Source organism: Streptomyces sp. NBC_00996, assembly GCF_045162675.1.
Classification (GTDB): domain Bacteria; phylum Actinomycetota; class Actinomycetes; order Streptomycetales; family Streptomycetaceae; genus Streptomyces.
The window spans coordinates 1288750-1311610 of sequence record NZ_CP108723.1 but is presented as its reverse complement, the minus strand read 5'-3'; the positions used below and the strand labels follow the sequence as shown (position 1 = coordinate 1311610).

The following is a 22861-nucleotide window of genomic DNA, read 5'->3' as shown; positions in this document are numbered from 1 at the left end:
CCGGAGGCACCCTGGAGTCGGCAGGTCGGTCCCGCCCGTCACCGTCACGGCTCAGAACGAAGTCCAGCGCTGGTTGGCACCCCCGTTGCAGTCCCACAGCGCCACCTGCGTGCCGTTGGCCGAGTTGAAGCCGGGCACATCCAGACAGCGCCCCGAGGCCGGGTTCACGAGTGCGCCGCCGGACGCGCGCCACTGCTGGTTGGCACCGCCGTGACAGAGGTCAGTTGCCGGGTGGATGGAGTGACGGTGGCCGCCTTGGCGCGGATCTGGGCGGGAGTGTCGGTGGGGGAGATGGCCACAACCGGATTGCCCGCCGCGGCAATGCCGGGGCGCGCGGTCGCGGTGGCGTCCGCGGTCGCGGTCCGGGTCGCGCACAGCCACGCCGCGAGCGCCAGCACCATGCCGCCGATCAGCGTCCGTTTCCTCGCCGTGGTCCTCATGATGCCTCCAACTGCCACTGCTGGTTGGCTCCGCCGTTCGACGGCCACTGGACGACCGGCGCGTCCTGTGCGCCGGAGGCGCCGCTCACGTCCGCCAGGTAGCCGCTGTGCCGGTTGACCAGCGTCTGGTAGCCGTCGTTCGCCGTGCCGAGGGTCCACTGCTGGTTCTCGCCGCCGTTGACGGTCCACTGGACGAGCTGTGCCCCCTGCGTCGTGGAGAAACCCGGCACGTCCAGGGCCCTGTCGCTGCGCGTGTTGACGAGCTGCACGTAGTCGCCGTCCTGCACCACACGCCAGCGCTGGCTCGCCACGCCGGTGTCGGCCTGCTGCACGATCGCCGCGCCGTCGTCGGAGGAACTGCCCGCGACCGCCAGCACCTTGCCGCTGCTGCGATTGACGATCTTGTACGTGGTGGTCGTGCCCGGAGTGATGGAGAAGTTGTCGAACTGCACGTTCCGCCAACGGGAGGTGACGCTGTTCTCGCCGACCCCCACCGCGAGTCCCGCCGGGCCGAGCCCGTACGCGGTGTCCTCGGTGCCGCCCAGCATCACGCCGTCCACGATCGCGGTCAGGGTGGAGCCCTGCAGTCGGAAGGCGAGCTTGTGCCAGGTGTTCGCGTCCAGCGCCGCCCGCGTGCCGGAAGCGAGGACGGTCAGTGCGCCGGCCGCGTCGCCCCGCAGGATCTGCCAGGCGCCCGCCTGCCCGACCTTCAGGTAGTAGGCGTTGATCTGGCCCACCTGCCAGTAGTCCCGGGCGCCGAACCGGCCGAGCAGCGCCACCGAGCCGCCCGTCCGCTCGAACATGACGTCCGACTGCACGGTGTAGTCGGTCAGCGAGTTGTCACCGATCAGCGCGTACGCCGGGCTCTGGTGCGGGTGCCAGGGGATGGGCGCTACGGGCGCCATCTGGCGCAGGCACTGCCCGCCACGGCCGCCGCCGCAGCCGACGGTCTCGAAGGAGCCGTGCTGGTCGGCGAGATAGCGGGCCTCGCGCCCGGTGGCGTACGCGTCGAAGCCGTCGGTGTGCGGCAGTGGGAACGACGCGGACGCCGGACCGGACGCCGATCCCTTGCCCTGTCCGCCGGCTGTGCTGATCGAGTAGATGTGACCGGGTTGCAGGGTGAGCGACCAGGTGCCGCCGGACGGGGTGATGTCCGGCCGGCGTACGAACCAGTCCGCCGGGTTGGCGGAGTTGAGGTTGGTGGCCCACACGTGCAGCGTTCCGGTGGGCAGTCCGTCGGTGACACGGGCGGTGAACTGCTCGGTGGCGGTGGCGCGAGTGGTCTCGATGATCGTGGTGTAGTCGGTGTTGCCCGGCGCCTTGAGGGTGACGTAACTGCCGATGTTCCGGTCGCCGGAGAGGTAGCCGCTCGCGGAGTCGGCGAACTGCCAGCCCGGCTCGGCGAATTGGTTCCAGTGCGCCTGGACCCACAGGCCCTCGCCGACGCTGTACTGCCCCGACCAGGGCTGCGGTGCCACCATCAGGCCGGTCGTCTGGAAGGGCAGTCCGGGCGGAAGGGCGGCGATCAGCGGCCAGTTGATGTATGCCGTCATCTTGGCGTCGATGTAGCCGCGGCTGAGCTGGCGGGCCATCACCGGCCCGTTGGCGTTGTAGTCCTGCGAGCCGTTCTCGCTCGCCCACAGCGGCTTGCCGAGGTTCTGCGCCGCGGCCGGTGACTCGCAGCGGTCGCCGGTGGACTCCGAGACGCCCTCGCACGGGTAGTGGGCGCCGACGACGGCGATCGCGTCGTTGAACGCCTGGTTGTTCTGCATGTCGCTGACGACGTCCCAGCCGCCGTCGGCGCCGACCAATTGGACGTGCCCGAAGCCGCCCGTGTCCAGGGCCTTGCGCAGGTCGACGAACCAGCCGGAGTCCCAGCCGTTCTCGTTCCAGCCGCCCAGATAGTCGATCGTCAGGCCGTGGACGTCCCGCGCACCGCGCAGGTAGTTGACCAGATACGTGATCATGTTCTTGGTCCACACGTCGGACGTGCCGATCCAGCCCGGCGCGGCCCAGGCGAGCGCGGCCAGCTTGATGCCCGGGTTGCGGGCCTTGGCCTGCTCCATCAGCCACCACTCGTACCCGCGCTGGTAGTTCTGGTCGCCTGCGGTGTGCATATGGCTGGGTTCGGCGCCGTCCGTGGAGTTGGCGTCGCCGCCGATCTCCACCTTGAGCAGCGAGATGCTCGCTCCGTAGCCCGGCTTGAACAGATAGTCGAGGATCTGGCCGCGCTGCGGCTCCGGATAGTCGTACAGCAGCTTGGCGTTGCCCCCGCCGCCGCTGACCGCACCGACCCCGTCGAAGACGCGGCCGGCCGCGGTGCCGCTGAGGGTGACGGAGGTCGCGGCCTGCGCCTGCCCGGCCGGCAGGCCGAGGACGGAGGCGAGGAAGGCGAGGACGAGAAGGGCACGTATGAGCAGGAGTCTCACCGGAGCTCGCATGGCCGTCACACCTTCTCCAGCCGCCACTGCTGGGTGCCGGCGGCGCCGACGGGCTGCTGCACCACCGCCGCGCTGTTGCCGGTTCCGTCGAGGTCGGCCGCCTTGCCGCTGTTGCGGTTGACGAGCCGGTAGTAGCCGTCGCCGGTGGGCTGGAGCGTCCACTGCTGCGTGTTGGTGCCGTTGTGCGCCCACTGGTTCAGTGCGGTGCCGTCCGCCGTGGAGGAGCGCGGGACCTCGAGCACCTTGCCGCTGCCCAGGCCGGTCAGCTTGGTGTAGCTGCCGGTGGTGGTGGCGATCCAGCGCTGGTTGGCGCCGCTGTGCGGCGTCCATGCGATCACCGCGCCTCCGTCCGCCGCCGACGCGCCGCTCACGTCCATCGCCAGGCCGGTCGCCCGGTTGAGCAGCCGGTAGGTGCCGCTCACGCCCGGCGCCGCGATCCGGTTGATGCCGCGCAGCACATTTCCCTCGGTGGTGAGGTAGTTGGTGGCGTAGTCGAAGCGCGGCGCGCCCGCCCACAGCAGGTAGAAGTACTTCATGTTCTCCGAGTACCAGTAGCCCGGAGTGAGATCGCCCTTGGTGGTGGGCGTGGTCGTCATGTCCGACACGACCGTGTAGCCGTTCGCGACCTTGCAGTGCGCCTTCTGCGCGTTCCACAGCCACTTGGCGCGGTCCCGGTAGACCTCCTTGCCGGTCAGCAGCCACAGGAACAGCGCGGAGTCCGCATATTCGGGGCGCAGTTGATACTCGTTGCTTGTCGCCCCGAGCGTCGTGTAGTCGATGCCTTCGGGCGGCAGCTTGTGCGGCGCCAGGGCGTCCGCCCAGGAGGAGTGGTACGACTCGCCCTCGCTCAGGTTGCCTCCCTGGGCGAGCAACCCGGCGTAGAACGCGGTGAGTTCCGACTGCCCGCGGCCTACCAGCGCGCCGGTGTTCATGTTGACGGACTTGAACCAGAGCCGGCCATTGTACGTCTCCCCGAGACGCTGCAGGATGGCCGCGGTCAGTGTCCGGTACCAGCCACGGATCTCCGTGTCGCCGAGGAACTGGTAGGCGTCCCAGAGGTATTCGAAGTACGAGTCGACGGGCGGGTCGACGCGGGCGGTGGTGTCGGTCCAGGCGCCGGTGTCCACGTTGAGTGTCGAGCCGACGAGGTCGATCGATGACCGTCGGTCGTACACGGCCTTCAGCGCCTTCTTCGCCGCGTTGAGGTACTTCTGGTCGCCGGTGAGCTGGGAGAGCAGGCCCAGCTCGGTGATGTTGCTGCCGATCTCGGCGAGCGGCACCTCGTTGCCGCTGACCGCGCCGGTGCGCAGATTGACGTAACGGTACGGAGCGCCCGTCTGTGACGACGTGAACGCGGGGAGCAGCCGGTCGGCGAGGTCACGGGCTCTGGCCAGCAGGACGGCGCTGCCGGTGGCTTGGTAGCCGGAGAGCAGTCCGCCGACCAGCCGGATGATGGTCTCGAAAACGTGGATGCTCGCATTGCGGTCGAAGTCGAGGTTGCCGTCGATCCAGGCGAGCGCCGCGTCCAACTCGCCGTCGAGTTCCATCAGGTAGAGCGTGTCGAGCGACTCTACGAGGGTCAGGCCCAGCGACACCCCGCTGATGAAGAAGTCCGAACCGGTGCCGCCGGCCGGCCGCAACTCGTCGCGGCCCCAGGACAGGCGGCGATAGGCCGTCCAGGCCGTGAGAAACTCCTGCCGGACGTCGTCGGCGAGCGCGGGGTCGGGCGGGCCGGCCGCGGCGAACGCCGGCACCGTACCCGGTCCGCCGAGTGCGGCGAAGGCGGATGCGGCGCCTACTGCGGTCCGCAGCAGAGCCCGGCGCGAGAGCCGGGCGGGCAGAGGTGCGGCCGTGGACGGTCCTGCCGTGAACTGCGGGATGGAAGGTGTCGCCATGTGGGGCCTCCTTGGGGGAGGAGCGGGGGTGACAACGTTGTCTCCGGACCTTTGCGGATCGCCGTCGGTTGCGGGGGGAGGTGCGCGTGCGTCGAAGGTCGCGAGTGCGTTCGAGGCTTGGTGGGTGAGTGTGCAGCTGTGTCATGCGCGCGTCAAGCATGCCGGACAAGTGCTGACGTCAGAGATGCGGAGCTCGGCGCGTGAACCACTACGTGCGCGTCGCCGGCGCATGTCCACGCCCCCGCGTGTTCATGGCCGAAACGCGACCACGGGTGACCCGTATCCCGATCGGCGGCGGATCCGTATCCCGACCGGCAGTGAACCCGCCGCCTCGACGCGCCGCCGACCGTGCCAGCAGTGAGGCCCTCGCCCTGCCGCCGGAGGCAGGCCTGCGCCCTTCACTGGGCGGACGGCCTCACCTCGCGGGGCGCCGAGGCGCCCGCTGACGGAGCGGGCGAAGGGCGACGATCGCCGGGCGGTGATCCTGGCGGCGCTGGAGAAGGCCAGGCCGGGAAGCCGCTCGGTATTGACGCCGTGGCTGAGGCCGTCGGCGGCCGCAAGGCTGCCGTGATCGAGGCGCTGAAGACGCCTCGCGTGTGACGCCCTGGTGGTGGCGGCGCCCGGCCCGCGTGACTCGAAGCTCTACGGCCTGCCGGACACCTTGCGTCGACTGGTTCCCGGCACCTTCTCCGGGACTGGCTCCCGGAACCGGTCGGGACTGGTTCCCGCTGGTTGGCGAACTGGTTCCCACCGGTCCTCACTGGTTCCCGAGAGGACTGGTTCCCGCCATCCCCCCGGCCACTCGGAGAAGGAAGAACTGACAGCGGCCTCGGGTGCAGGAGGGCCCGCCGAAGGGTGCGCGTCGTCAGCTCGCTGCCGCGCGTCGGGTGCCGAACCCGATGACCGCGGCCACCGCAGCCAGGGCTGCCACGCTGGTGAGGGCGGCGGGCAGGGAGAACCAGTCCGCCATGAATCCGATGGCGGGCGGTCCCAGGAGCATGCCGCCGTAGCCGAGGGTGGACGCGGTCGCGACCCCGCTGGGGCCGGCGAGTGCGCCCGCACGTTCGACGGCGACCGGGAAGATGTTGGCCAGGCCGAGGCCCGTGATCGCGAAGCCGAGCAAAGCCGCCCACACCGTGGGGGCGAGAGCGCCGAGCAGCATGCCGACGGCGGCCGTGGTGCCGCCCGCGACCACGGTCCGAGTCCGCCCGAGGCGTTCCAGGAGAGTCGTGCCGCTGAGCCGGCCGATGGTCATGGCGAGGGCGAAGCATGAATAGCCGACGGCCGCGATGCCCGGGTGGGCTTTCAGATCCTGCTCCAGGTGCAGCGCGCCCCAGTCGGCCAGGGCTCCTTCGCCGTACGCCGTGCAGAGCGCGATCAGACCGAACACGGTGACCAGTCCGCGGGTGCGGGCGTCCAGGCGACGCGGGACACGCTCCTCCTGCGGCAGGCGATTCGGCGGGACCGGGGGTTCGTGCCGCAGCAGGGAACATCCCGCGACGGCGGTCACCAGCAGGCCGATCAGGCTGAGGCCGAGCAGATGGCGGGTCGGGGACAAGGACCCCGCGGCCAGCCCGCCGAGCCCCGCGCCGATCATGCCGCCCAGGCTGAAGGCGCCGTGGAAGCTGGGCATGACCGGCCGCCGCAGCGCGGCCACCAGATCGACGGCGGCGCTGTTGAACGCAACATTTATCCCGCCGTATGCAGCTCCGAAGATCAGCAGGACGAGTCCCAGAGCGAGTGCCGAGTGGGTCAGCGGGGGCAGGGCGACGCTCAGCGACAGCAGCACGCCGCAGACCACGGTCACCGGATGGCTGCCGAAGCGGCGGCACAGGCGTCCGGTGAGCGTCATCGTGATCACCGCACCGGCGGAGACGCCGAGGAGGGCGAGCCCCAGCGCGCTGGCGGAGGCGCCGGTCTGTTCCTTGATGGCCGGGATCCGGACGACCCAGCCGGCGAAGATGAAGCCGTCGAGGGCGAAGAAGATGGTGAGGGCGATGCGGAGTCGGGTGAGGTCGTTGCCCGGCACGACGCTGTGCGATCGGGTTTTGTTTATTTGCGGCACAAAGTAAGGCTAGGTCCGTGAGGGAGGTCGGGGCAAGAGAGAAGACCGGCGGGAGCGGTGAAGAGTGGCGGCAAGATCTTCGTCCGCGGGGGGTACGAGAATCGGCGTCATGAGAAGCGTCGAGACCTCGCCACGGTACGTGGCGAGGTCTCGATGGATTCGCCGCCCCTGGCCAGGCGCAGCTCGCCGACCCGCCCGCACGGTCCACCGGCATGGGTGTGCCGCGGCCACGCCCGGTCGCCGATGCGGACGACGTGCGCGGGTCGCCTCGCCCGACAGACCACGCCACAGCAAGGCCGGCGGCGGCTGAAAGGGCGGATCAGGGGCGGCGAGCCCTCTCAAAGGTCAGTGGGCCGCCGAGTGGCGGCCGGGTCGACCTCGCCGTACCGCCCGACGAGCCGTCGCGCTCCGCTGCGTACATGGTCAGGTCCAGGAGCCGACGAGCGCGGGTGACGGCAGGCCGGTCTTCATGACCGGTCCTCGAGGATGTCGTGGGCTTTACGGGCCGCTTCGCGGTTCCAGCGGCGCTGTTCGGTGGCTGCCTCGACATGCACACCAAGGACGCCGCCGCCGGTGAGACCTCGGTGCGCCTCAACCTCGTGGCGGCGTGGTGGGAGGCCGCGGTCTTCACCGAGGCCGAGCGCGCGGCGCTGGAGCTGACGGAGCAGGGCACCCGCAATCGCCGACGCAGCCGGTGGGGTCACGGACGAGGCCTGGGCGAACGCCGCCAAGCACTACGACGAGGAGCAACTCGCCGCCCTGGTGTCCCAGATCGCCCTCATCAACGCCTTCAACCGCGGGAACGTCATCATCCAGCAGCCCGGCGGCGACTACCAGCCCGGCCAGTTCGGATAACGCGGAGTACCTGGTCCGGGAGCCGGAGGCCGTCCCGCGCCCGCAGCAGCCCCGGGCTCCGGACACCGCCGGCCGGGCCTGAGGGTGTTCTCCGGCCCACGGGCGGTCCGGCGACCGCAGGAAGATGCCTGCGATGCGGAGTCCGGTCAGGTAGCTGGTCGCGGTCCTGTCGTATCGGTGGCGATGCCGCGCCACCGCTTCAAGCGGCTGATGCACCGCTCGACCCACGGGCCCTGCGCACGGTGGCCGTCCTGTCCGCCCGCCGCTTCGGCGTCGACCGCGACCTCGGCGCCGTCGAGGCAGGCCGGCCCGCCGCCCCGACCGTCGTCGATGGTGATCCGCTGATGCGAAGGGACGACTGCTGTGACGGCCCAGGGCACCAGGTTTCCCGACGCGGGGAGGCGCTCCGGCCGAGGGGAAGGCGTCACGGGGTCATCAGGTCAAGCGTCCCGGACTCTTGACTCGGAATGTGTCAGCCGTGATCCTCGTCGCATAACTTGCACCGGTCATGACAATCCGGAGCGGGCTGTCTTCGGGCCCCCGCCGACCTGCTCGTTGACCGTGTCATCCCCGCCGACCGAGGGATGTGGGTAGTGACCGTGGATCGATGTTCGTACCGCAGGCGCAAAGACGTCACTCTTGTGTCGCTGCTCCTTCTCGTGCTGGCCATGGCCCTGGGGCCCACGCCGAGTTCGGCGGCCGGTAACGACTGGTGGACTCCGACCACACGCCCCACCCCGGACTCCCAGATCAATGTCACCGGCGAGCCGTTCACGGGCACCAACGCCGAAGGAGAGGTGCGCGGCTTCGTCGACGCCCACGACCACCTCTTTGCCAACGAGGCCTTCGGCGGGCGACTCATCTGCGGCAAGACGTTCTCCGAGGCCGGTATCGCCGACGCGCTCAAGGACTGTCCCGAGCACTACCCCGACGGTTCGCTCGCGGTCTTCGACTTCATCACCAAGGGCGGTGACGGTCGACACGACCCGGTCGGCTGGCCCACGTTCAAGGACTGGCCCGCGCACGACTCGTTGACCCATCAGCAGAACTACTACGCCTGGGTGGAACGGGCCTGGCGCGGCGGCCAGCGGGTGCTCGTCAACGACCTCGTCACCAACGGTGTGATCTGCTCGGTGTACTTCTTCAAGGACCGTAGCTGCGACGAGATGACGTCGATCCGACTGCAGGCGAAGCTGACGTACGACCTGCAGGCGTACGTCGACAAGATGTACGGCGGTACAGGCAAGGGATGGTTCCGGATCGTCACCGACAGCGCGCAGGCCCGCGAGGTCATCAAGCAGGGCAAGCTGGCGGTCGTCCTGGGCGTCGAGACCTCCGAGCCGTTCGGCTGCAAGCAGGTCCTGGACATTGCGCAGTGCAGCAAGGCCGACATCGACGCAGGGCTGGACGAGTTGTACGGGCTCGGCGTGCGCAGCATGTTCCTGTGCCACAAGTTCGACAACGCCCTGTGCGGGGTCCGCTTCGACGAGGGTGCGCTCGGAACGGCCATCAACGTCGGGCAGTTCCTGTCGACCGGCACGTTCTGGAAGACAGAGAAGTGCACGGGCCCGCAGCACGACAACCCCATCAACGGAGCCTCGGCGTCCGAGGCCGAGGGAGAACTCCCGGCGGACGTGAAGGTCCCCTCGTACGACAGCGGCGCCCAGTGCAACACCCGCGGTCTCACCGACCTCGGTGAGTACGCCGTGCGCGGCATGATGAAACGCAAGATGATGCTGGAGATCGACCATATGAGCGTCAAGGCCGTCGGCCGCGCGCTCGACATCTTCGAGGCCGAGTCGTATCCCGGCGTGATCTCCTCCCACAGCTGGATGGACCTGAACTGGACCGAGCGGGTCTACGGCCTCGGCGGCTTCGTCGCCCAGTACATGCACGGCTCCGAGGGATTCGTGGCCGAGGCGAACCGCACGAAGGCGCTGCGGGACAAGTACGACGTGGGCTACGGCTACGGCACGGACATGAACGGTGTGGGCGGCTGGCCGGGACCCCGGGGCGCGGACGCCGCCAACAAGGTCACGTACCCCTTCCGCAGCGTCGACGGCGGCTCTGTCATCGACAGGCAGACCACCGGCGAGCGCACCTGGGACCTGAACACCGACGGAGCCGCACACTACGGACTCGTGCCGGACTGGATCGAGGACATCCGGCTCGTCGGCGGACAGGATGTGGTGAACGACCTCTTCCGGGGCGCCGAGTCCTACCTCGACACGTGGGGCGCGGCCGAGAAGCACCAGGCCGGAGTCAACCTCGCCAAGGGCGCGGCGGCCACGGCCAGTTCGGCGGAGTGGAACCCGTTCACCAGCTACGCACCCAACCGGGCCGTGGACGGCACACGGGACACCCGCTGGGCCAGCGACTGGAGCAACGACCAGTGGCTGCGCATCGACCTCGGCTCCACACACCTGGTCGGGCGCGTCACGCTCGACTGGGAGCGTGCGTACGGGAAGTCGTACCGCATCGAACTCTCCACCGACGGAGCGAACTGGCAGACCGCCTGGTCCACGACATCCGGCGACGGCGGCCTGGACACGGCCCGGTTCACCGGCACACCGGCCCGCTACGTCCGTATCCACGGACTGGAACGCGGCACCGACTGGGGATACTCGCTCTACGAAGTGGGCGTCCACAGCAGCTGAGCGGTGGCACGAGCACGAAGGACACGCGGATGGCACGGATGCCGTTGGCCGAGAGGCGCCGGCAGCTGACGGAAGCGGCGATCAGGGCGATGGCCCGGGACGGCGTCGCCAAGACGACGACCCGGTCCATCGCCGCCGAGGCGAGCGTGTCCCTGAGCGTCTTCCACTACTGCTTCGACTCCAAGCAGGCCCTGATCGAGTCCGTCATCACGACCCTCACCGACCACTCCGTGACAGTGGTGAAGGACGCACTACGACCCAGGGCCACGTTCGAGGAGACGGTCCGGGCCGGCTTCCAGGCGTACTGGGACCACGTCCGCGCCCACCCCGACGAGCACATGCTCACCTACGAACTGACGCAATACGCCCTGCGCCAGCCGGGGTTCGAGCATCTGGCCCGACGGCAGTACGAGCTGTACAGCGACGCGTACGCCGCGCTGATCGACCAGTTGTCCCGGAGCATGACACTCCAACTCCGCGTGCCCGTCTCGGTGCTGGCCCGTTATCTGGCGGCCATGACCGACGGCTTGACCCTCAACTACCTCGTGCTCGGTGACGAGTCCGCCTGGACCGAAATCCTCGACACGCTCTTCGCCCACATCGCCGGACTCGTGCACCCGGCTCGACCTGCTTCCGTGGGGAGGACCGGCCTCAGTTCACAGCCTTCTTGATGAGTGCGCCGATCCGTGCCTCGTCGCCGGCGGTCAACTCCGTCAGAGCGAAGGAGGTCGCCCACATGGCGCCCTCATCGAGGTTCGCCTGGTCGCTGAAGCCGAGCGTGGCGTACCTCGCCTTGAACTTCTGCGCGCTCTGGAAGAAGCAGACGACCTTGCCGTTCCTGGCATACGCGGGCATCCCGTACCAGAGCTTCGGCGAGAGGTCCGGTGCGCCGGACTTGACGATGTCGTGGATCCGCTCGGCGAGGACACGGTCCGCTTCCGGCATCTCGGCGATCTTCGCGAGCACTTCGCTCTCCGCGTCCGCCTTGGCCGCGCGTGGGCCGCGACGCGCGGCGGCCTTCAGCTCCTGGGTCCGCTCCTTCATCGCGCCGCGTTCCTCGTCGGTGAACCCGTCGTACTTCTCGGCGGTCGCGCTGGTGCTCTTGGCGGATGTCTGCGTGCCCTTCATGGCAGGTTTCCTCTCTGGCGAGCTCGATGGGTCCATCCCATGCTAGGGATCCGCCACGGCGGCGGCTTCTTTGAAACTGACCGGATACGGCCCAGGTGAGACCCGCAGCGGTGATCGCGTTGCAGGCAGGCTCAGCCCGCCCAGAAAAGATCAAGTCAGGCCGCGTCGAGTTCGGCGAACTCCGCTTCGGTGAGTTTCAGATCGGCCGCTGCGGCCGAGTCACGGACGGTCGTCGGCCGGGACGACCCCGGGATCGGAACGACGACCGGGGACTTGGCCAACTCCCATGCCAGGCACACCTGTTGCGGGCTCATCCCGCGCTCTTCGGCGATCCGGGCGAACGCGGCGTGCGACGAACCCAGGCCGCCCGCACGGGAGATACCGCCCAGCGGGCTGTACGGCAGGAAGGCGATCCCCAGCTCGGTGCACAGCCGCAACTGCGGTTCACTGTCGCGGACGGCCGGCGAGAAGTTGTTCTGTACGGACACCAGCCGCTCGCCGAGGATCCCATGGGCCTCGCGCAGCTGGTCGGAGTTCACATTCGAGATGCCCACGGCACGGATCTTGCCCGCGTCGTACAGATCGCGCAGCGCGCCCACCGAGTCGGCGTACGGCACGTTCGGGTCCGGCACGTGCAGCTGGTAGAGCCCGAGGGAGTCCACGCCCAACCGCTTGAGCGATCCCTCGCAGGCCTCTTGCAGGGTCGCGGGATCCCCGTTGAAGGACCATGCTCCGTCGGCTCCGCGTGCCGCCCCGCCCTTCGTGCCGACCAGCACGTCGGAGGTGTCGCCGCCGTATGCCGCGAGCGCGCGGGCGATCAGCGACTCGTTGTGGCCGGTCTCGGAGGAGTTCAGGCAGTACGACATGGCCGTGTCGATGAAAGAGATCCCGGCGTCGATCGCGGCATGGATGGTCGCGACCGCGCGCTCCTCATCAGGCCGCCCCTCGATGGACAGCGGCATCCCGCCGAGTCCGATGGCGCTGATCGTGGCGCGGCCGATGCGGCGATTGTGCATTTCCCTACCCCCTGAAGTGACACAATGCGACGCCCGCGACTTTACGCTTCCAGGCTTATGTCCACTGCGGTTCCTCGGATACGCCCGGCAGCGCAGCCGGCACATCGGCGCGCAGCTGCGCACCGGTCACGGGCAGCGGGCCCGTGCCGAGCACGGGACGCGGCGAAGGGGACGGCGTCCGTCGCGTGTGCTTCAGCGACCGATCCGCAGTAGGGGCACGCGAGTCGCCTCCGCTTGGGCTCGATCCCGGCGTCGCGGTCCTCGCCAGTGATGCCTCGCGACCTCGCGGTTTTTATCGGGTTGCTGTGAATGTGTGAGGCGTTTGAACGCTACCGGGCCGGTTTCCGTATGGAGGCGGGGGATTTCCATGCCAGTTGACCACGAGGCGCAGGAGTACTTCCTTGAGACGCAGCACGCGCAGACGCCCGACGGGCGCACGGCGCGCGACCTTTGCAGCGGTCGCGCTGATGTTGGGCGGCGGAGGATTGGTGGCGGTCAATGTCTACGCTTCCGCGACCGAGAGCGGCTCGGGCAGTGATTCGGTCCAGCAGCCGAACCAGAGCGGAAGCGGGCAGCTTCCGGCGTCGGGAACGGTCACGATCGACTGCCCGGACGTCGGCCAGAAACTGACCGATGTGCCCGCCGCGGCGAAGTCGCAGGTGGACACGGAGCTGGCGACGCTCGACAAGCAGATCACCGAGGCGTACGCCCGGCTGGCCGCGACGCGGCAGGCGCAGGCGAATGACGGGGACTACGTCCAGAACGACATCCTCGGGCCGCTCAAGGACAAGCGAACCGAGGTCATCGGCCGGATCAAGGCCGACTACCAGCAGGTGGGCGACAGCGCCCCGGACACGATCGACGGCCTCGCGACCTGTACGGCGATGCCGGCCGACCCGGCGCCGACCCCCTCCGGCGGCCAGAGCGACAACGGCCAGAAGAGCGGCGGCCGGCAGAACAACGGTCAGCAGAACAACGGCAATCAGGTCACGGGTGGTCCCGCCGCCGCGGATTTCGTCGACATCACGAAGGTCGCGCCGAACGTCCCGGCCAAACCGCGCCCGATCGGTGACGCCTCGACCGGTACGTTCACCACGCAGTGCGGTGCCAACGAGAACGGGAACCACAACACCGACAACGTGATCGTGGCTCCCGGCGTGGCCAACGGCGCGCACCACCTGCACGACTACGTCGGCAACCAGAAGGTCAACGCGTTCTCCAGCAACGACACGTTCCTCCAGGGCGGGACCAGCTGCCAGAACAAGAACGACCTCTCGTCCTACTACTGGCCGGTGGTGCGCGTCCAGGACGGTACGCAGGACTTCGACCAGAACTCCGACGGTGGCGGCAAGGAAGGGAACGTCGGCAAGATCCTCGTGGCGAAGCAGGCGCAGATCGAGTACGTCGGCAGCCCGACCGGCAAGGTCGTCGCGATGCCGCAGTTCCTGCGCATCATCACCGGTGACGCGAAGGCCTTCACCAACGGCCCGGGCAACGCCAACGCGCACTGGAGCTGCACCGGATTCGAGAACAAGGTGCAGCTGACGGACAAGTACCCGATATGCCCGCAGGGCAGCGATGTGGTGCGGACCTTCGCCTTCCAGAGCTGCTGGGACGGCCAGAACATCGACAGCGCCAACCACCGCACGCACGTCGCGTTCGCCGACGCTGCGGGCAACTGCGCGGGCGGCTTCAAGGCGATTCCTCAGCTGACGATGCGCCTCGTGTACAGCGTGCCGCGGCCGACGATCCAGAACGACCAGGTGAAGAACGCCTACGCGGTGGACGGCTTCCCGGAGCAGCTGCACAAGCCGATCACCGACCACGACGACTTCATCAGCGTCATGACCGGGAACCTGATGAACCAGGTCGTCGACTGCATCAACTCCGGTCGTGACTGCGGGGACGGTGCCGGTGAGCAGCCGCAGGAGACGCCGTCACCGTCTCCTGACGCCTCGTCGGGCGGCAGCGCCGGTGATGATCCCGGTGACTCCGGCGGCGAACAGTCGGCTCAGCCTCCCGCCACGTCGCCGGGCACGGCACCTTCGGCAGGGGGTGACGGCGTAGGCGGCGGCGACCACGCGGATGCGAGTCCCAAGGCCTCTGTCAGCCCCAAGGCCTCCGTCTCTCCCAAGGCCTCTGCCACACCCAAGACCTACGCGACCTCCTCGGCCGCCGGGTCCGATGCGGCCGTTCAGCCGCAGACCGGCGCGGACGATGAACCCAGCAGCGAGGCGGACGACGGCACTCAGACGCCGGCCGCGGGCGGGGACGCTCCTTCAGCCGGGTCGCAGACGGAGCCTCAGGCGGTCACGGGCGGGCTGGCCGAGACCGGCACGAACCTTTGGCCGGCCGCGGCGGGAACGGTTCTCATGATCCTGGGCCTGCTGTTCCTGCTCCGTACCAGGCGACGCTTCTGACGTGGCTCCTCTCGGCGCCCCGGAAGCAGGCTTTCCCCGGTGACCGGAGCCCGCCCCGTCAACGGGGCGGGCTCCGGTCACCGGGGTGGCGCATCGGATCGGCGCTCGTCAGGTCAGCCCGCGGTGACGTCGACGTAGTCACCCGTGGCGTTGGCCGCTCCCGTCGTGCTGGTCCCGGCGAAGCTCCACCGCCAGTAGCCGTCCACGGAAGCGGTCGCGGTGGCCGTGACAGCGCCGCCAGCACCGCTGGTCACCGTCTTCACGGTGGTGTAGGCAGTGGTGCCGGCCTTGCGGAACTGCAGCTTGACCGACTGGCCCGCGTAGCCGCCGTAGGTGCCGTTGTTCCAGTTGGCGCGGCTCAGGGCACCCTTGATGGTGATGACCTTGCCCGCGGCCACCGGCTCGGGGGAGGCGTTGGCGGTGAGCTTGGCGGCACGCTTCATCAGGAAGGTGCCCGCGCTGTCCTTCTGGACGAAGTCGAAGTCGTTGGCGTCGACGGAGGTCCAGACGTGCCAGGTACCGGCGTTGGAGTTGATCAGCGTCGCATTGGGGTCGATCCTGATGTTGGTGGTGCAGGTCGAGGCGGTGACGCTTCCGGGAACAGGGGTGCAGGTCAGCGGAGTGTCGGAACCGGGTCCCGCGAAGCCGTCGGGGTTGTCGAACGGGCCGTGGTAGAGCCATCCGTAGGCGTCTTTGATCCCCGAGTTGTCACTGGCGGTGATGCTGAGCGTGACCGTCTTCGTCGCGGTGGCGCCGACCACGACCGACTTGCCGTTGTTGACGAGGACCTGGGTGACCTCGGTGTCCCCCTGGCCGGCGTCGGCGTCGGCGGTCGTGACGGCGAGGGCGGACAGGGCCAACGCGCCCGACAGGACGACGGCTGCAGAACGTATGAACATATGTCCTCGTAGAGAAGGGTTGTCCGCCCGAAAACAGGGCAGGAGTCGAAACTGATCGAATAGTAGTGATCCGACCGTTGTCTCAACTGCCGGTTCCGTCACTTGGGCAGGCACTCGTCCCACTCATGAGTGCGTCTTTCGGACGACGGGCGTGTCACCCACCGGGTGACGTATGGCGCTGCGAGCGCAGCGACTCCAGGAGGCGGAGCCAGATCTCGCCGGCCGTGGGATAGCTGGGCACGACGTGCCACAGGGTCGACAGGGGGACGCGACCCACGATCGCCGTGGTCGCCGAGTGCACGAGTTCGGCGATGCCGGCACCGACGAACGTCGCCCCCACCACCACATCGTTGGCGCGGTCGATCACGAGTTTGGCCCGGCCGCGGTAGTCGGCGCGCATGACGTACGTTCCGGCGAGCGCGCCGAGGTCGTACTCGACGACCTCGACTTCGATCCCCGCCTCCCGCGCCTGCTGTTCGGTCGCGCCCGCTCTGCCGACCTCGGGGGTGGTGAAGACGACTTGGGGCAACCCGACGTGTCCCGCCGCGGAGGACGGCAGGTCGGCCGAGCCGTCGGCTCGTGCCGCGATGACGTCTCCGGCGATACGCGCCTGGTATTTGCCCATGTGGGTGAGGAGCGCGCGGCCGCACACGTCGCCGATGGCGTACAGCCAGGTGCCTGCCGCCTCCCGCACACACTGGTGGTCATCGACGTCGAGATATCCGCCGGGGGACAGGCCGACGGTTTCCAAGCCGATGTCGTCGGTGTTCGGGGTACGCCCGGTGGCCACGACGACCTCGTCGGCCTCGATGACCGTGCCGTCGTCGAGGGTCACACGCACCTCACCGCCGTGTACGCGGCCCTGGCCCGTGTCACGGGCGTCGGACCGCTGCACGTGGGACATGCTGCGCCCGGTCTGCAGCCGGACACCTGCGTCTTTCAGCTCCGCACCGACGAGCGCCCCCGCGAACGATTCGAACCGGGCCAGCAGTCGCTCGCCACGATGGACGATCGTCACCTCGGCTCCGAGGCCACGCAGCCAGGTGGCGGCCTCACAGGCGACTGCACCGCCGCCGAGGACGACGACCCGGCGTGGCACTTCACTCATCGTGGTCACATCGCGTGAGGTCCATGCCAGCGCGTCACGCAATCCCGGAACATCGGGTACGGCCGGACAGGAACCGGTGTCGATGACCACGGCATGCCTGGCCGTCAGCGTCCTGGTCGCACCGTTCGGCCGGCTCACCGCGACCGTGCGTTCACCGGTCAGTCGCCCGTAGCCGCGCACCACGTCGATCGCGTTGTTCAGAGCCCATGTCACCTGGGAGGTGTCGTCCAGCCCGTTGATCACACGGTCGCGCCGGGCGAGTACCTCGGCGGGGTCCAACCGTGTCGACACTCCTGACAGATGGGCGGCCGCGTCCACCACCTCCACCGGCCGGAGCAATGCCTTGCTGGGCATGCATGCCCAGTACGAGCACTCGCCGCCGAGCAGACGGTCCTCCACGAGCACCGAGGACAGGTCGGAGAACTGGCTCGCGTACTGGGCGGCGTTCTCACCCGCGGCAGCGCCGCCGAGCACGATGACATCCCATTCCGAGCGGTCCGGGTCCACGGCTGCGGTCATGAGATCCTCCCCGCTCGCCTGTCCGCCGAGACAGCGGTATACGGAATGTGGTGAAAGCGCGTGCCGCGGGGGACGGCGACGTGCAGTGAGGGGAGCGTCGGCGGATCGCGCGGCGCTGCGATCTGGGACCAGCCTATGGGCCGCGGAGCCTTGTCGCTCGGCGGTGCGTGTCGGTGGCCTCGGTGGTGAGGTCACCGACAGTGATCGGGCGGGGCCGCCCGTTCCGTCGTAGCGCAGCCGGCGGGGCGTCCACGGGCCGGAAGCCGTGCGGCGCTGTGCGCTCGGGTCCCGATCCGGGCGGACTTCGGGTGTCCCGTCGTGGGGATGGGCGTCCGCCCGGCGTGGTGTGCGAGCAGACGCTGCCGCCCCGGAGGGGGCGGCGGTGTGGTGAAGGAGTACGGACCTCCACTCGAGCCCAGACCATGGAGGTTGGTGCCGACGGCATTGCCGCGGACCAGGTGCAGCGGTGTGGGCGTCGCGGCCACGCCCCGCGAAAGGGCCCGGTAGTAGTAGGTCTGTCCCGGCTCCAGGTCTGTGAGTTCCACGTGGTGATGCGCGGTGGGCCGGTCCTGCGCCGCGCTTTGGATGAGCCGGGCGGGATGAGTGCCGTAGAGGACCTCGCCCTCCGTGAGCGTGGGGAGCATGTGGCCCAGGCCGTCCCCGGTGCCGGGTACTCCGGTGTACCAGGTGATGACGGCGTGGTCCTCCGCGAGGGTGACCAGTTCCAGATGGACGGCAGCGAGGGTGTCTGGGTGACGGGGGCGGTTCCGGCGTACCGGGTCGTGCACGGCATCGGCGGCGGCCCGCAGCAGGGCGGGAGCGAGCAGGGCACCGGAACGGGGGATTTCGCAAGGAGCGGGCAGGGACGACAGGGCGGCGAGGGGAGCGGAGAAGCAGCAGCGCATGCCTGCCGTATGCCCGCGCGCCGTGAACGGCGGCGGTGGTGTCGACGGCGACCCCAGGTATGGAACACGACATCTGCCTGTGGCCGCCGACGTGCGGGATGCGTCCCTGATTCCCGGCGCTCCCGTTCGCGGGGCGAGCGGACCGGGCCGGGCACGTGCGCGCCGGGCCGCCGGGCGAAGCGCAGCCGCTGTGCGGAACCGGCGCGGACCGCGTCGGCACTGACACGGACGGCACCTCGGCTCATGGTGTGAACGGTGCCTCGTGGGGTACTCGAGCCGGACGAGGAGAACGGTGCCGACCGGCATCCCCGTGATACGAGGGAGCGGAGGCAATGCAGTTCCATGACCGTGAGCAGGCAGGGCGGGAGCTGGGGGAGCACCTGCGCATCCTGCAGGAGAAGGGCACCCTTCCCGATCCAGTGGTCCTCGCCCTGCCGCGTGGCGGGGTCGCGGTCGCCCGGGAGGTCGCGCGGGCGCTGGAAGCCCCGCTGGACGTGCTCGTCGTACGCAAGATCGGGGCCCCGTTCCAGGAGGAGTACGGCATCGGAGCGGTCGCGGGCGACGATCCTCCCCTCTACGACAAGCGGGCCCTGGACCGGCTGGGGCTGAGCGAGGAATCCCTCGCCGAGGTGGTCGAACGGGAACGCGCGGAACTGCGCCGCCGCGAGGAGCGCTACCGGCAGGGCCGGCCGGCCCCGCAGCTGCGCGGTCGGACCGTGATCCTCGTCGACGACGGACTGGCGACCGGTTCGACGGCACGCGCCGCGCTGCGTGCCGTACGTCGCGAGGCACCCGAGCGCGTGATCCTGGCCGTACCCGTCGCCTCGCCGCGGGGGGCCGACTCGATGCGGGAGGAAGCCGACGAGGTGGTCTGCCTGTACCGGCCGGGTTCGTTCATGGCCGTCGGCGAGTGGTACGAGGACTTCGCGCAGTTGACGGACGACGATGTGCTCGACGCGCTGCACGGCGGTCGGTGAGCGGGGGCGATACGCACGAGGTGGCGGCGGGCCGGGACACACCGGCCAATGAGCCGCAGTCACTGGTTCACGGGCTGGTTCCCGTCTCCTGTGCCGTGCCGGCGGGCGCCGCCGAGAGCGTGCCGTCGGGCTCCAAGGTGATGCGCACACTGTCGCTGATGCGGTCGAGAGTGGCGCGCAGCCAGGTGCGGTCCTCCTCGGGCGCCGGCTCCAGCCGCATGCGCCGGGCCTGCAGAGGCATCATGCGCAGGCCGGTCAGGCGGCCCGTGTCCGCCGCCACCGTGACGAGGTAGGCGATCCGGAGGTCGTCGCGGAACTCCTCGTAGCCGGAGATGCCCTCGTAGTCGTCGACGAAGTCGCCGCAGCCATGGAGGATCAGCCGGTCGCGGTACACCTCCAGGGGGCGGGGGTGATGCGAGGAGTGCCCGTGGACGATGTCGACGCCGCCGTCCACCAGGGCATGTGCGAAGCGGATCTGTTCCCGCGGAACACGGTGGCCCCAGTTGGACCCCCAGTGCACGGACACGACCGCGATGTCGCCCGCCCGCTTCACCTGCCGCACGCGCCGGACCACCGCTGCGGCCGAGCCGGCCGACAGGTCGGGAACATAGGCGACGCCGGGCAGGTCGGCGCTCGCCGCCCAGCCGGGCGGGATGCCGCTGGACGGCATTCCGAGGGCGAGGACCAGCACGCGGCCGCCGCTGGGGACGGGGACCGCCACGGGTGCCCACGCCTCGTCGGCGTTGCGCCCCGCGCCCGCCGCCCGCAGGCCCGCGCGGGCCAGCGAGTCCAGCGTCTCCTCCAGGCCGGCTCGGCCGAAGTCAAGGACGTGGTTGTTGGCCAGGACGCAGATGTCGGGCCGGATCGCCGCGAGAGCGGGCAGGTTGGCCGGGTGCATGCGGTAGTGCACTGCCTTGCCGGGCGCGAACGCGTCACCGCGGGTCACGGCCGTCTCCAGATTCACCATCCGGACGTCCGGGGCGGCCGCCTCCAGCAGCCGCATTGCGTCACCCCACGGCCAGGACGGATCGACCGGGACCGGAATCGGGCCGTTGACCGACTCCGCCAGGCGCACGTACGACTGGGCGTCCCGGACGTAGTCCTCCCGCAGGGCGGGATCACCGGGCCGCGCCAGGATCTGATCGACACCGCGTCCGAGCATCACATCACCGCAGACGAACAGCGTCACCGCGCCGCCGGTCATGCCTCCACTCTAGGAGCCGTCCCCGCACCGAGATCTCGGGTACCGGTCGACGCGTCGCCCGTCGCATCGAGGAAGCGGGTGCCGGGACGATAGGGAAGTGTCCTGTGGGGTACCCGTACCTGGGCATGCGGGCACGGGAGGCTGCCGTGGAACTGGTCGAGGAACGTCCCCACCGCTTCCGCATCGACCCGCGGGGACAGATGCGGGTACCCGGGGTGGTGTTCGCGTCCCGTGCGCTGCTCAGGGACGCCGAGAAGTCGTTGGAGCAGGTCGCCCATGTGGCGACGCTGCGGGGCATCGTCGCCGCGTCGTACGCCATGCCGGACATCCACTGGGGCTACGGCTTCCCGATCGGCGGAGTGGCCGCGACCGACGTGGACGACGGCGGTGTCGTCTCACCCGGCGGGGTCGGCTTCGACATCTCCTGCGGGGTACGACTGCTGGCCGCCGACCTGGACGGGCGGGCGCTGGCGCCGGCGTTGTGCGCGGTCATGGACGGTCTGGACCGGTCGATTCCGCGTGGCGCGGGACCCGGCGGGGTGTGGCGGTCGATCGGTCCAAGACAGTTGGAGCGGGTCCTCCGGGGCGGCTCCCGGTACGCGGTGGCGGAGGGGTACGGCGAGGAGCGCGACCTGGGGCGGTGCGAGGACGGCGGAGCGGTCGCCGACGCGGATGTGAGCCAGGTGAGCGAGCGGGCGCGGGAGCGGGGGCTGGGGCAGGTGGGCAGCCTCGGCTCGGCCAATCACTTTCTCGAGGTACAGCGGGTCGACGAGGTGTACGACGAGACGGCCGCCGCCCTGTTCGGGCTCGCCGTCGGCCAGGTGTGCGTGATGATCCACTGTGGTTCGCGCGGCCTCGGTCATCAGATCTGCACCGATCACGTCCGGTCGATGGACCGCGCCATGTCCCGCTATGGCATCACCGTCCCCGACCGGCAGCTGGCCTGCACCCCGGTCGAATCGCCGGAGGGGCAGGCCTATCTGGGAGCGATGGCCGCCGCGGCCAACTACGGTCGCGCCAACCGCCAGTTGCTGTCGGACGCGGCCCGCCGGGTCTTCCGCCGCGCCGCGGGCGCCCGCCTCTCGCTGGTGTACGACGTGTCCCACAACCTCGCCAAGCTCGAGACCCATCCGGTGGCCGGAGCGCCGCGCCTGCTGTGCGTCCACCGCAAGGGCGCCACCCGCGCCTTCCCGCCCGGGCATCCCGACCTCCCGGAGGACCTGCGCGAGGTGGGCCAGCCGGTGCTGATCCCCGGAACCATGGGCACGGCCTCGTACGTCCTGGCCGGCGTCCCCGGCGGTGATGCGTTCTTCTCCACCTGCCACGGCGCGGGCAGGGTCATGAGCCGGCACCAGGCCGCGCGGGCGACCAGCGGGAAGGAGCTGCGGGCCCGTTTGGAGGGGCAGGGCATCGCGGTGCGCCCGCGGTCGTTGCGGGGCCTGTCGGAGGAGAGCCCGGAGGCGTACAAGGACGTCGGCGCGGTGGTGGCGGTGAGCGAGGGCGCCGGGCTGTGCCGCACGGTCGCCCGGCTGGTGCCGCTGGGCGTGGTCAAGGGCTGAGGCCTCGGCGCGGGCCTGGCCGCGCGCCCCGCGCGGGACACCCGCCCGCCACCGGGCGGCATACCCCCCCAGCCCGGTCGGACGGGCCCAGCCCGGTCGCACGCGTCCGCTCGAACGCATGCATCCCATGCCTCACACGTCGCCCGAAGGACGCCTCACACGTCGACGGTCACCGCGCAGGACCAGCCGTACGGGTCGGGGGCGATGCGCAGTTCGTGCCAGGAGACGCCCTTGGGCACGGCACCGATGATCTCCACGTCCGCCAGGTCGGCCAACGCCAGTCGTACGTCGAGACAGCCGTCCACCGTCTCCGCCTCCACGTCGACGGCCACCATGCCGGGCACCTCGAGGCGGAAGATGACCTCGTCGAGCAGGGCGGTGAGCAGGTCGTCGTCGCTGACCTTCGCCAGCCGGAAGTGCTCCACGGTTGTGGGCCGCGCCGTCGTCACGTCGGCGAAGCACTCCACCATCCCGCGCGTCGCTTCGACCAGGCAGCGTTCCCGGCTCGCTCCCCACGCTTCGATCCGCATATCGGCCGTGTGCGGCAGCGCCCGGTGGCCGCTGCCGCCCTGGCGCCGTAGCCGGATGTCGTCGTCCGTGTCACCGACCATGCCCACCACCTCCGGCGGCCCTGAGCCGTGGTGCCTCGTACGAAGACGGGTACCCGCGACGTGCCGGGCCATACGACGACGGGCGGCGCAGTGTCCGCTCCGCTTATGAGCGATCGATATCCAGCCTAGGGGGTCCACGGTGGGAAGGAACCCCGAACATCG

The 22861-nt window shown here is 69.9% G+C and carries 18 protein-coding genes and 1 pseudogene; 6 read left to right on the top strand and 13 right to left on the bottom strand.

Translation table 11 applies throughout. The features are described from left to right. Nucleotides 1–51: 51 nt before the first annotated feature. The 5 genes from OG390_RS06450 to OG390_RS06430 form a co-directional block, all read right to left on the bottom strand. The gene (locus OG390_RS06450; RefSeq protein WP_406165733.1) at nucleotides 52–168 is read right to left on the bottom strand and encodes an RICIN domain-containing protein; all 117 of its coding nucleotides are present in this window, start codon (nucleotides 166–168) and stop codon (nucleotides 52–54) included. Further along, nucleotides 165–440: a hypothetical protein gene (locus OG390_RS06445; protein ID WP_406165731.1), complete on the bottom strand. Its 276-nt coding sequence runs from the start codon at nucleotides 438–440 to the stop codon at nucleotides 165–167. The genes OG390_RS06450 and OG390_RS06445 overlap by 4 nt, the downstream gene beginning before the upstream one ends. Next, on the bottom strand, nucleotides 437–2881 hold the full coding sequence (locus OG390_RS06440; protein WP_406165729.1) for an RICIN domain-containing protein: 2445 nt from the start codon (nucleotides 2879–2881) through the stop codon (nucleotides 437–439). The genes OG390_RS06445 and OG390_RS06440 overlap by 4 nt, the downstream gene beginning before the upstream one ends. A 5-nt stretch (nucleotides 2882–2886) precedes the next feature. Continuing rightward, the gene (locus tag OG390_RS06435; protein WP_406165727.1) at nucleotides 2887–4776 is read right to left on the bottom strand and encodes a glycoside hydrolase family 47 protein; all 1890 of its coding nucleotides are present in this window, start codon (nucleotides 4774–4776) and stop codon (nucleotides 2887–2889) included. 865 nt (nucleotides 4777–5641) lie between these two features. Then, nucleotides 5642–6805 carry an MFS transporter gene (locus OG390_RS06430; protein WP_406165725.1) on the bottom strand — a complete coding sequence of 388 codons (1164 nt, stop codon included), beginning with the start codon at nucleotides 6803–6805 and terminating at the stop codon, nucleotides 5642–5644. Between the two features lie 569 nt (nucleotides 6806–7374). On the opposite strand from OG390_RS06430, the pseudogene OG390_RS06425 reads away from it, so the two are divergent. Beyond that, nucleotides 7375–7696, top strand: a pseudogene (locus OG390_RS06425) (carboxymuconolactone decarboxylase family protein); the annotation flags it as partial. A gap of 146 nt (nucleotides 7697–7842) precedes the next feature. Here the strand turns inward: OG390_RS06425 and OG390_RS06420 are convergent. After that, nucleotides 7843–8124: a hypothetical protein gene (locus OG390_RS06420; RefSeq protein ID WP_406165723.1), complete on the bottom strand. Its 282-nt coding sequence runs from the start codon at nucleotides 8122–8124 to the stop codon at nucleotides 7843–7845. Between the two features lie 240 nt (nucleotides 8125–8364). Here OG390_RS06420 and OG390_RS06415 point away from each other — a divergent pair, with 240 nt between their 5' ends. Both OG390_RS06415 and OG390_RS06410 read left to right on the top strand, forming a co-directional pair. Next, on the top strand, nucleotides 8365–10353 hold the full coding sequence (locus tag OG390_RS06415) for a discoidin domain-containing protein (RefSeq protein WP_406177527.1): 1989 nt from the start codon (nucleotides 8365–8367) through the stop codon (nucleotides 10351–10353). A gap of 29 nt (nucleotides 10354–10382) precedes the next feature. Next, nucleotides 10383–11024, top strand: coding sequence for a TetR/AcrR family transcriptional regulator (locus OG390_RS06410; RefSeq protein WP_406165721.1), 642 nt, complete (start codon nucleotides 10383–10385; stop codon nucleotides 11022–11024). Here OG390_RS06410 and OG390_RS06405 read toward each other — a convergent pair. Both OG390_RS06405 and OG390_RS06400 read right to left on the bottom strand, forming a co-directional pair. Then, nucleotides 11005–11481: an iron chaperone gene (locus tag OG390_RS06405; RefSeq protein ID WP_406165719.1), complete on the bottom strand. Its 477-nt coding sequence runs from the start codon at nucleotides 11479–11481 to the stop codon at nucleotides 11005–11007. The two genes, OG390_RS06410 and OG390_RS06405, sit on opposite strands and share 20 nt — an antisense overlap. 155 nt (nucleotides 11482–11636) lie before the next feature. Continuing rightward, nucleotides 11637–12497 carry an aldo/keto reductase gene (locus OG390_RS06400; RefSeq protein WP_406165718.1) on the bottom strand — a complete coding sequence of 287 codons (861 nt, stop codon included), beginning with the start codon at nucleotides 12495–12497 and terminating at the stop codon, nucleotides 11637–11639. 401 nt (nucleotides 12498–12898) lie between these two features. On the opposite strand from OG390_RS06400, the gene OG390_RS06395 reads away from it, so the two are divergent. Continuing rightward, nucleotides 12899–14917 (top strand): DUF1996 domain-containing protein, encoded by a 2019-nt coding sequence (locus tag OG390_RS06395; RefSeq protein WP_406165716.1) that lies wholly within the window; start codon nucleotides 12899–12901, stop codon nucleotides 14915–14917. Between the two features lie 113 nt (nucleotides 14918–15030). On the opposite strand, the gene OG390_RS06390 is transcribed toward OG390_RS06395, so the two are convergent. The 3 genes from OG390_RS06390 to OG390_RS06380 all read right to left on the bottom strand — a co-directional run bounded on the left by OG390_RS06390 (nucleotide 15031) and on the right by OG390_RS06380 (nucleotide 18348). After that, nucleotides 15031–15816, bottom strand: a complete 786-nt coding sequence (locus tag OG390_RS06390; protein WP_406165714.1) for a calcium-binding protein — start codon at nucleotides 15814–15816, stop codon at nucleotides 15031–15033. 154 nt (nucleotides 15817–15970) lie between these two features. Continuing rightward, nucleotides 15971–17443, bottom strand: coding sequence for a dihydrolipoyl dehydrogenase family protein (locus tag OG390_RS06385; RefSeq protein ID WP_406165712.1), 1473 nt, complete (start codon nucleotides 17441–17443; stop codon nucleotides 15971–15973). A 191-nt stretch (nucleotides 17444–17634) separates the two neighbouring features. Further along, complete coding sequence (locus OG390_RS06380; protein WP_406165710.1) at nucleotides 17635–18348, bottom strand: fibronectin type III domain-containing protein; 714 nt, start codon at nucleotides 18346–18348, stop codon at nucleotides 17635–17637. A 332-nt stretch (nucleotides 18349–18680) separates the two neighbouring features. Between OG390_RS06380 and OG390_RS06375 the strand changes: the two genes are divergently transcribed. Beyond that, nucleotides 18681–19325 carry a phosphoribosyltransferase gene (locus OG390_RS06375; RefSeq protein WP_406165709.1) on the top strand — a complete coding sequence of 215 codons (645 nt, stop codon included), beginning with the start codon at nucleotides 18681–18683 and terminating at the stop codon, nucleotides 19323–19325. A gap of 67 nt (nucleotides 19326–19392) precedes the next feature. Here the strand turns inward: OG390_RS06375 and OG390_RS06370 are convergent, their stop codons facing one another. Then, nucleotides 19393–20529, bottom strand: coding sequence for a CapA family protein (locus OG390_RS06370; RefSeq protein ID WP_406165707.1), 1137 nt, complete (start codon nucleotides 20527–20529; stop codon nucleotides 19393–19395). 125 nt (nucleotides 20530–20654) lie between these two features. Between OG390_RS06370 and OG390_RS06365 the strand changes: the two genes are divergently transcribed. Then, entirely contained in the window at nucleotides 20655–22088 is a 1434-nt protein-coding gene (locus tag OG390_RS06365; RefSeq protein ID WP_406177525.1) for an RtcB family protein, read from the top strand. A gap of 155 nt (nucleotides 22089–22243) precedes the next feature. Here OG390_RS06365 and OG390_RS06360 read toward each other — a convergent pair whose 3' ends face one another. Beyond that, nucleotides 22244–22699, bottom strand: coding sequence for an archease (locus tag OG390_RS06360; protein WP_406165705.1), 456 nt, complete (start codon nucleotides 22697–22699; stop codon nucleotides 22244–22246). Between the last annotated feature and the right edge of the window lie 162 nt (nucleotides 22700–22861).

Bases quoted from the DNA above. Each gene is read 5' to 3' on its own strand.
- OG390_RS06360 (WP_406165705.1), bottom strand. From the start codon at position 22,699: ATGGTCGGTGACACGGACGACGACATCCGGCTACGGCGCCAGGGCGGC.
- OG390_RS06375 (WP_406165709.1), top strand. From the start codon at position 18,681: ATGCAGTTCCATGACCGTGAGCAGGCAGGGCGGGAGCTGGGGGAGCAC.
- OG390_RS06390 (WP_406165714.1), bottom strand. From the start codon at position 15,816: ATGTTCATACGTTCTGCAGCCGTCGTCCTGTCGGGCGCGTTGGCCCTG.
- OG390_RS06410 (WP_406165721.1), top strand. From the start codon at position 10,383: ATGGCACGGATGCCGTTGGCCGAGAGGCGCCGGCAGCTGACGGAAGCG.
- OG390_RS06400 (WP_406165718.1), bottom strand. From the start codon at position 12,497: ATGCACAATCGCCGCATCGGCCGCGCCACGATCAGCGCCATCGGACTC.
- OG390_RS06370 (WP_406165707.1), bottom strand. From the start codon at position 20,529: ATGACCGGCGGCGCGGTGACGCTGTTCGTCTGCGGTGATGTGATGCTC.
- OG390_RS06385 (WP_406165712.1), bottom strand. From the start codon at position 17,443: ATGACCGCAGCCGTGGACCCGGACCGCTCGGAATGGGATGTCATCGTG.
- OG390_RS06405 (WP_406165719.1), bottom strand. From the start codon at position 11,481: ATGAAGGGCACGCAGACATCCGCCAAGAGCACCAGCGCGACCGCCGAG.
- OG390_RS06365 (WP_406177525.1), top strand. From the start codon at position 20,655: ATGCGGGCACGGGAGGCTGCCGTGGAACTGGTCGAGGAACGTCCCCAC.
- OG390_RS06380 (WP_406165710.1), bottom strand. From the start codon at position 18,348: ATGCGCTGCTGCTTCTCCGCTCCCCTCGCCGCCCTGTCGTCCCTGCCC.
- OG390_RS06435 (WP_406165727.1), bottom strand. From the start codon at position 4,776: ATGGCGACACCTTCCATCCCGCAGTTCACGGCAGGACCGTCCACGGCC.
- OG390_RS06415 (WP_406177527.1), top strand. From the start codon at position 8,365: ATGGCCCTGGGGCCCACGCCGAGTTCGGCGGCCGGTAACGACTGGTGG.
- OG390_RS06445 (WP_406165731.1), bottom strand. From the start codon at position 440: ATGAGGACCACGGCGAGGAAACGGACGCTGATCGGCGGCATGGTGCTG.
- OG390_RS06440 (WP_406165729.1), bottom strand. From the start codon at position 2,881: ATGCGAGCTCCGGTGAGACTCCTGCTCATACGTGCCCTTCTCGTCCTC.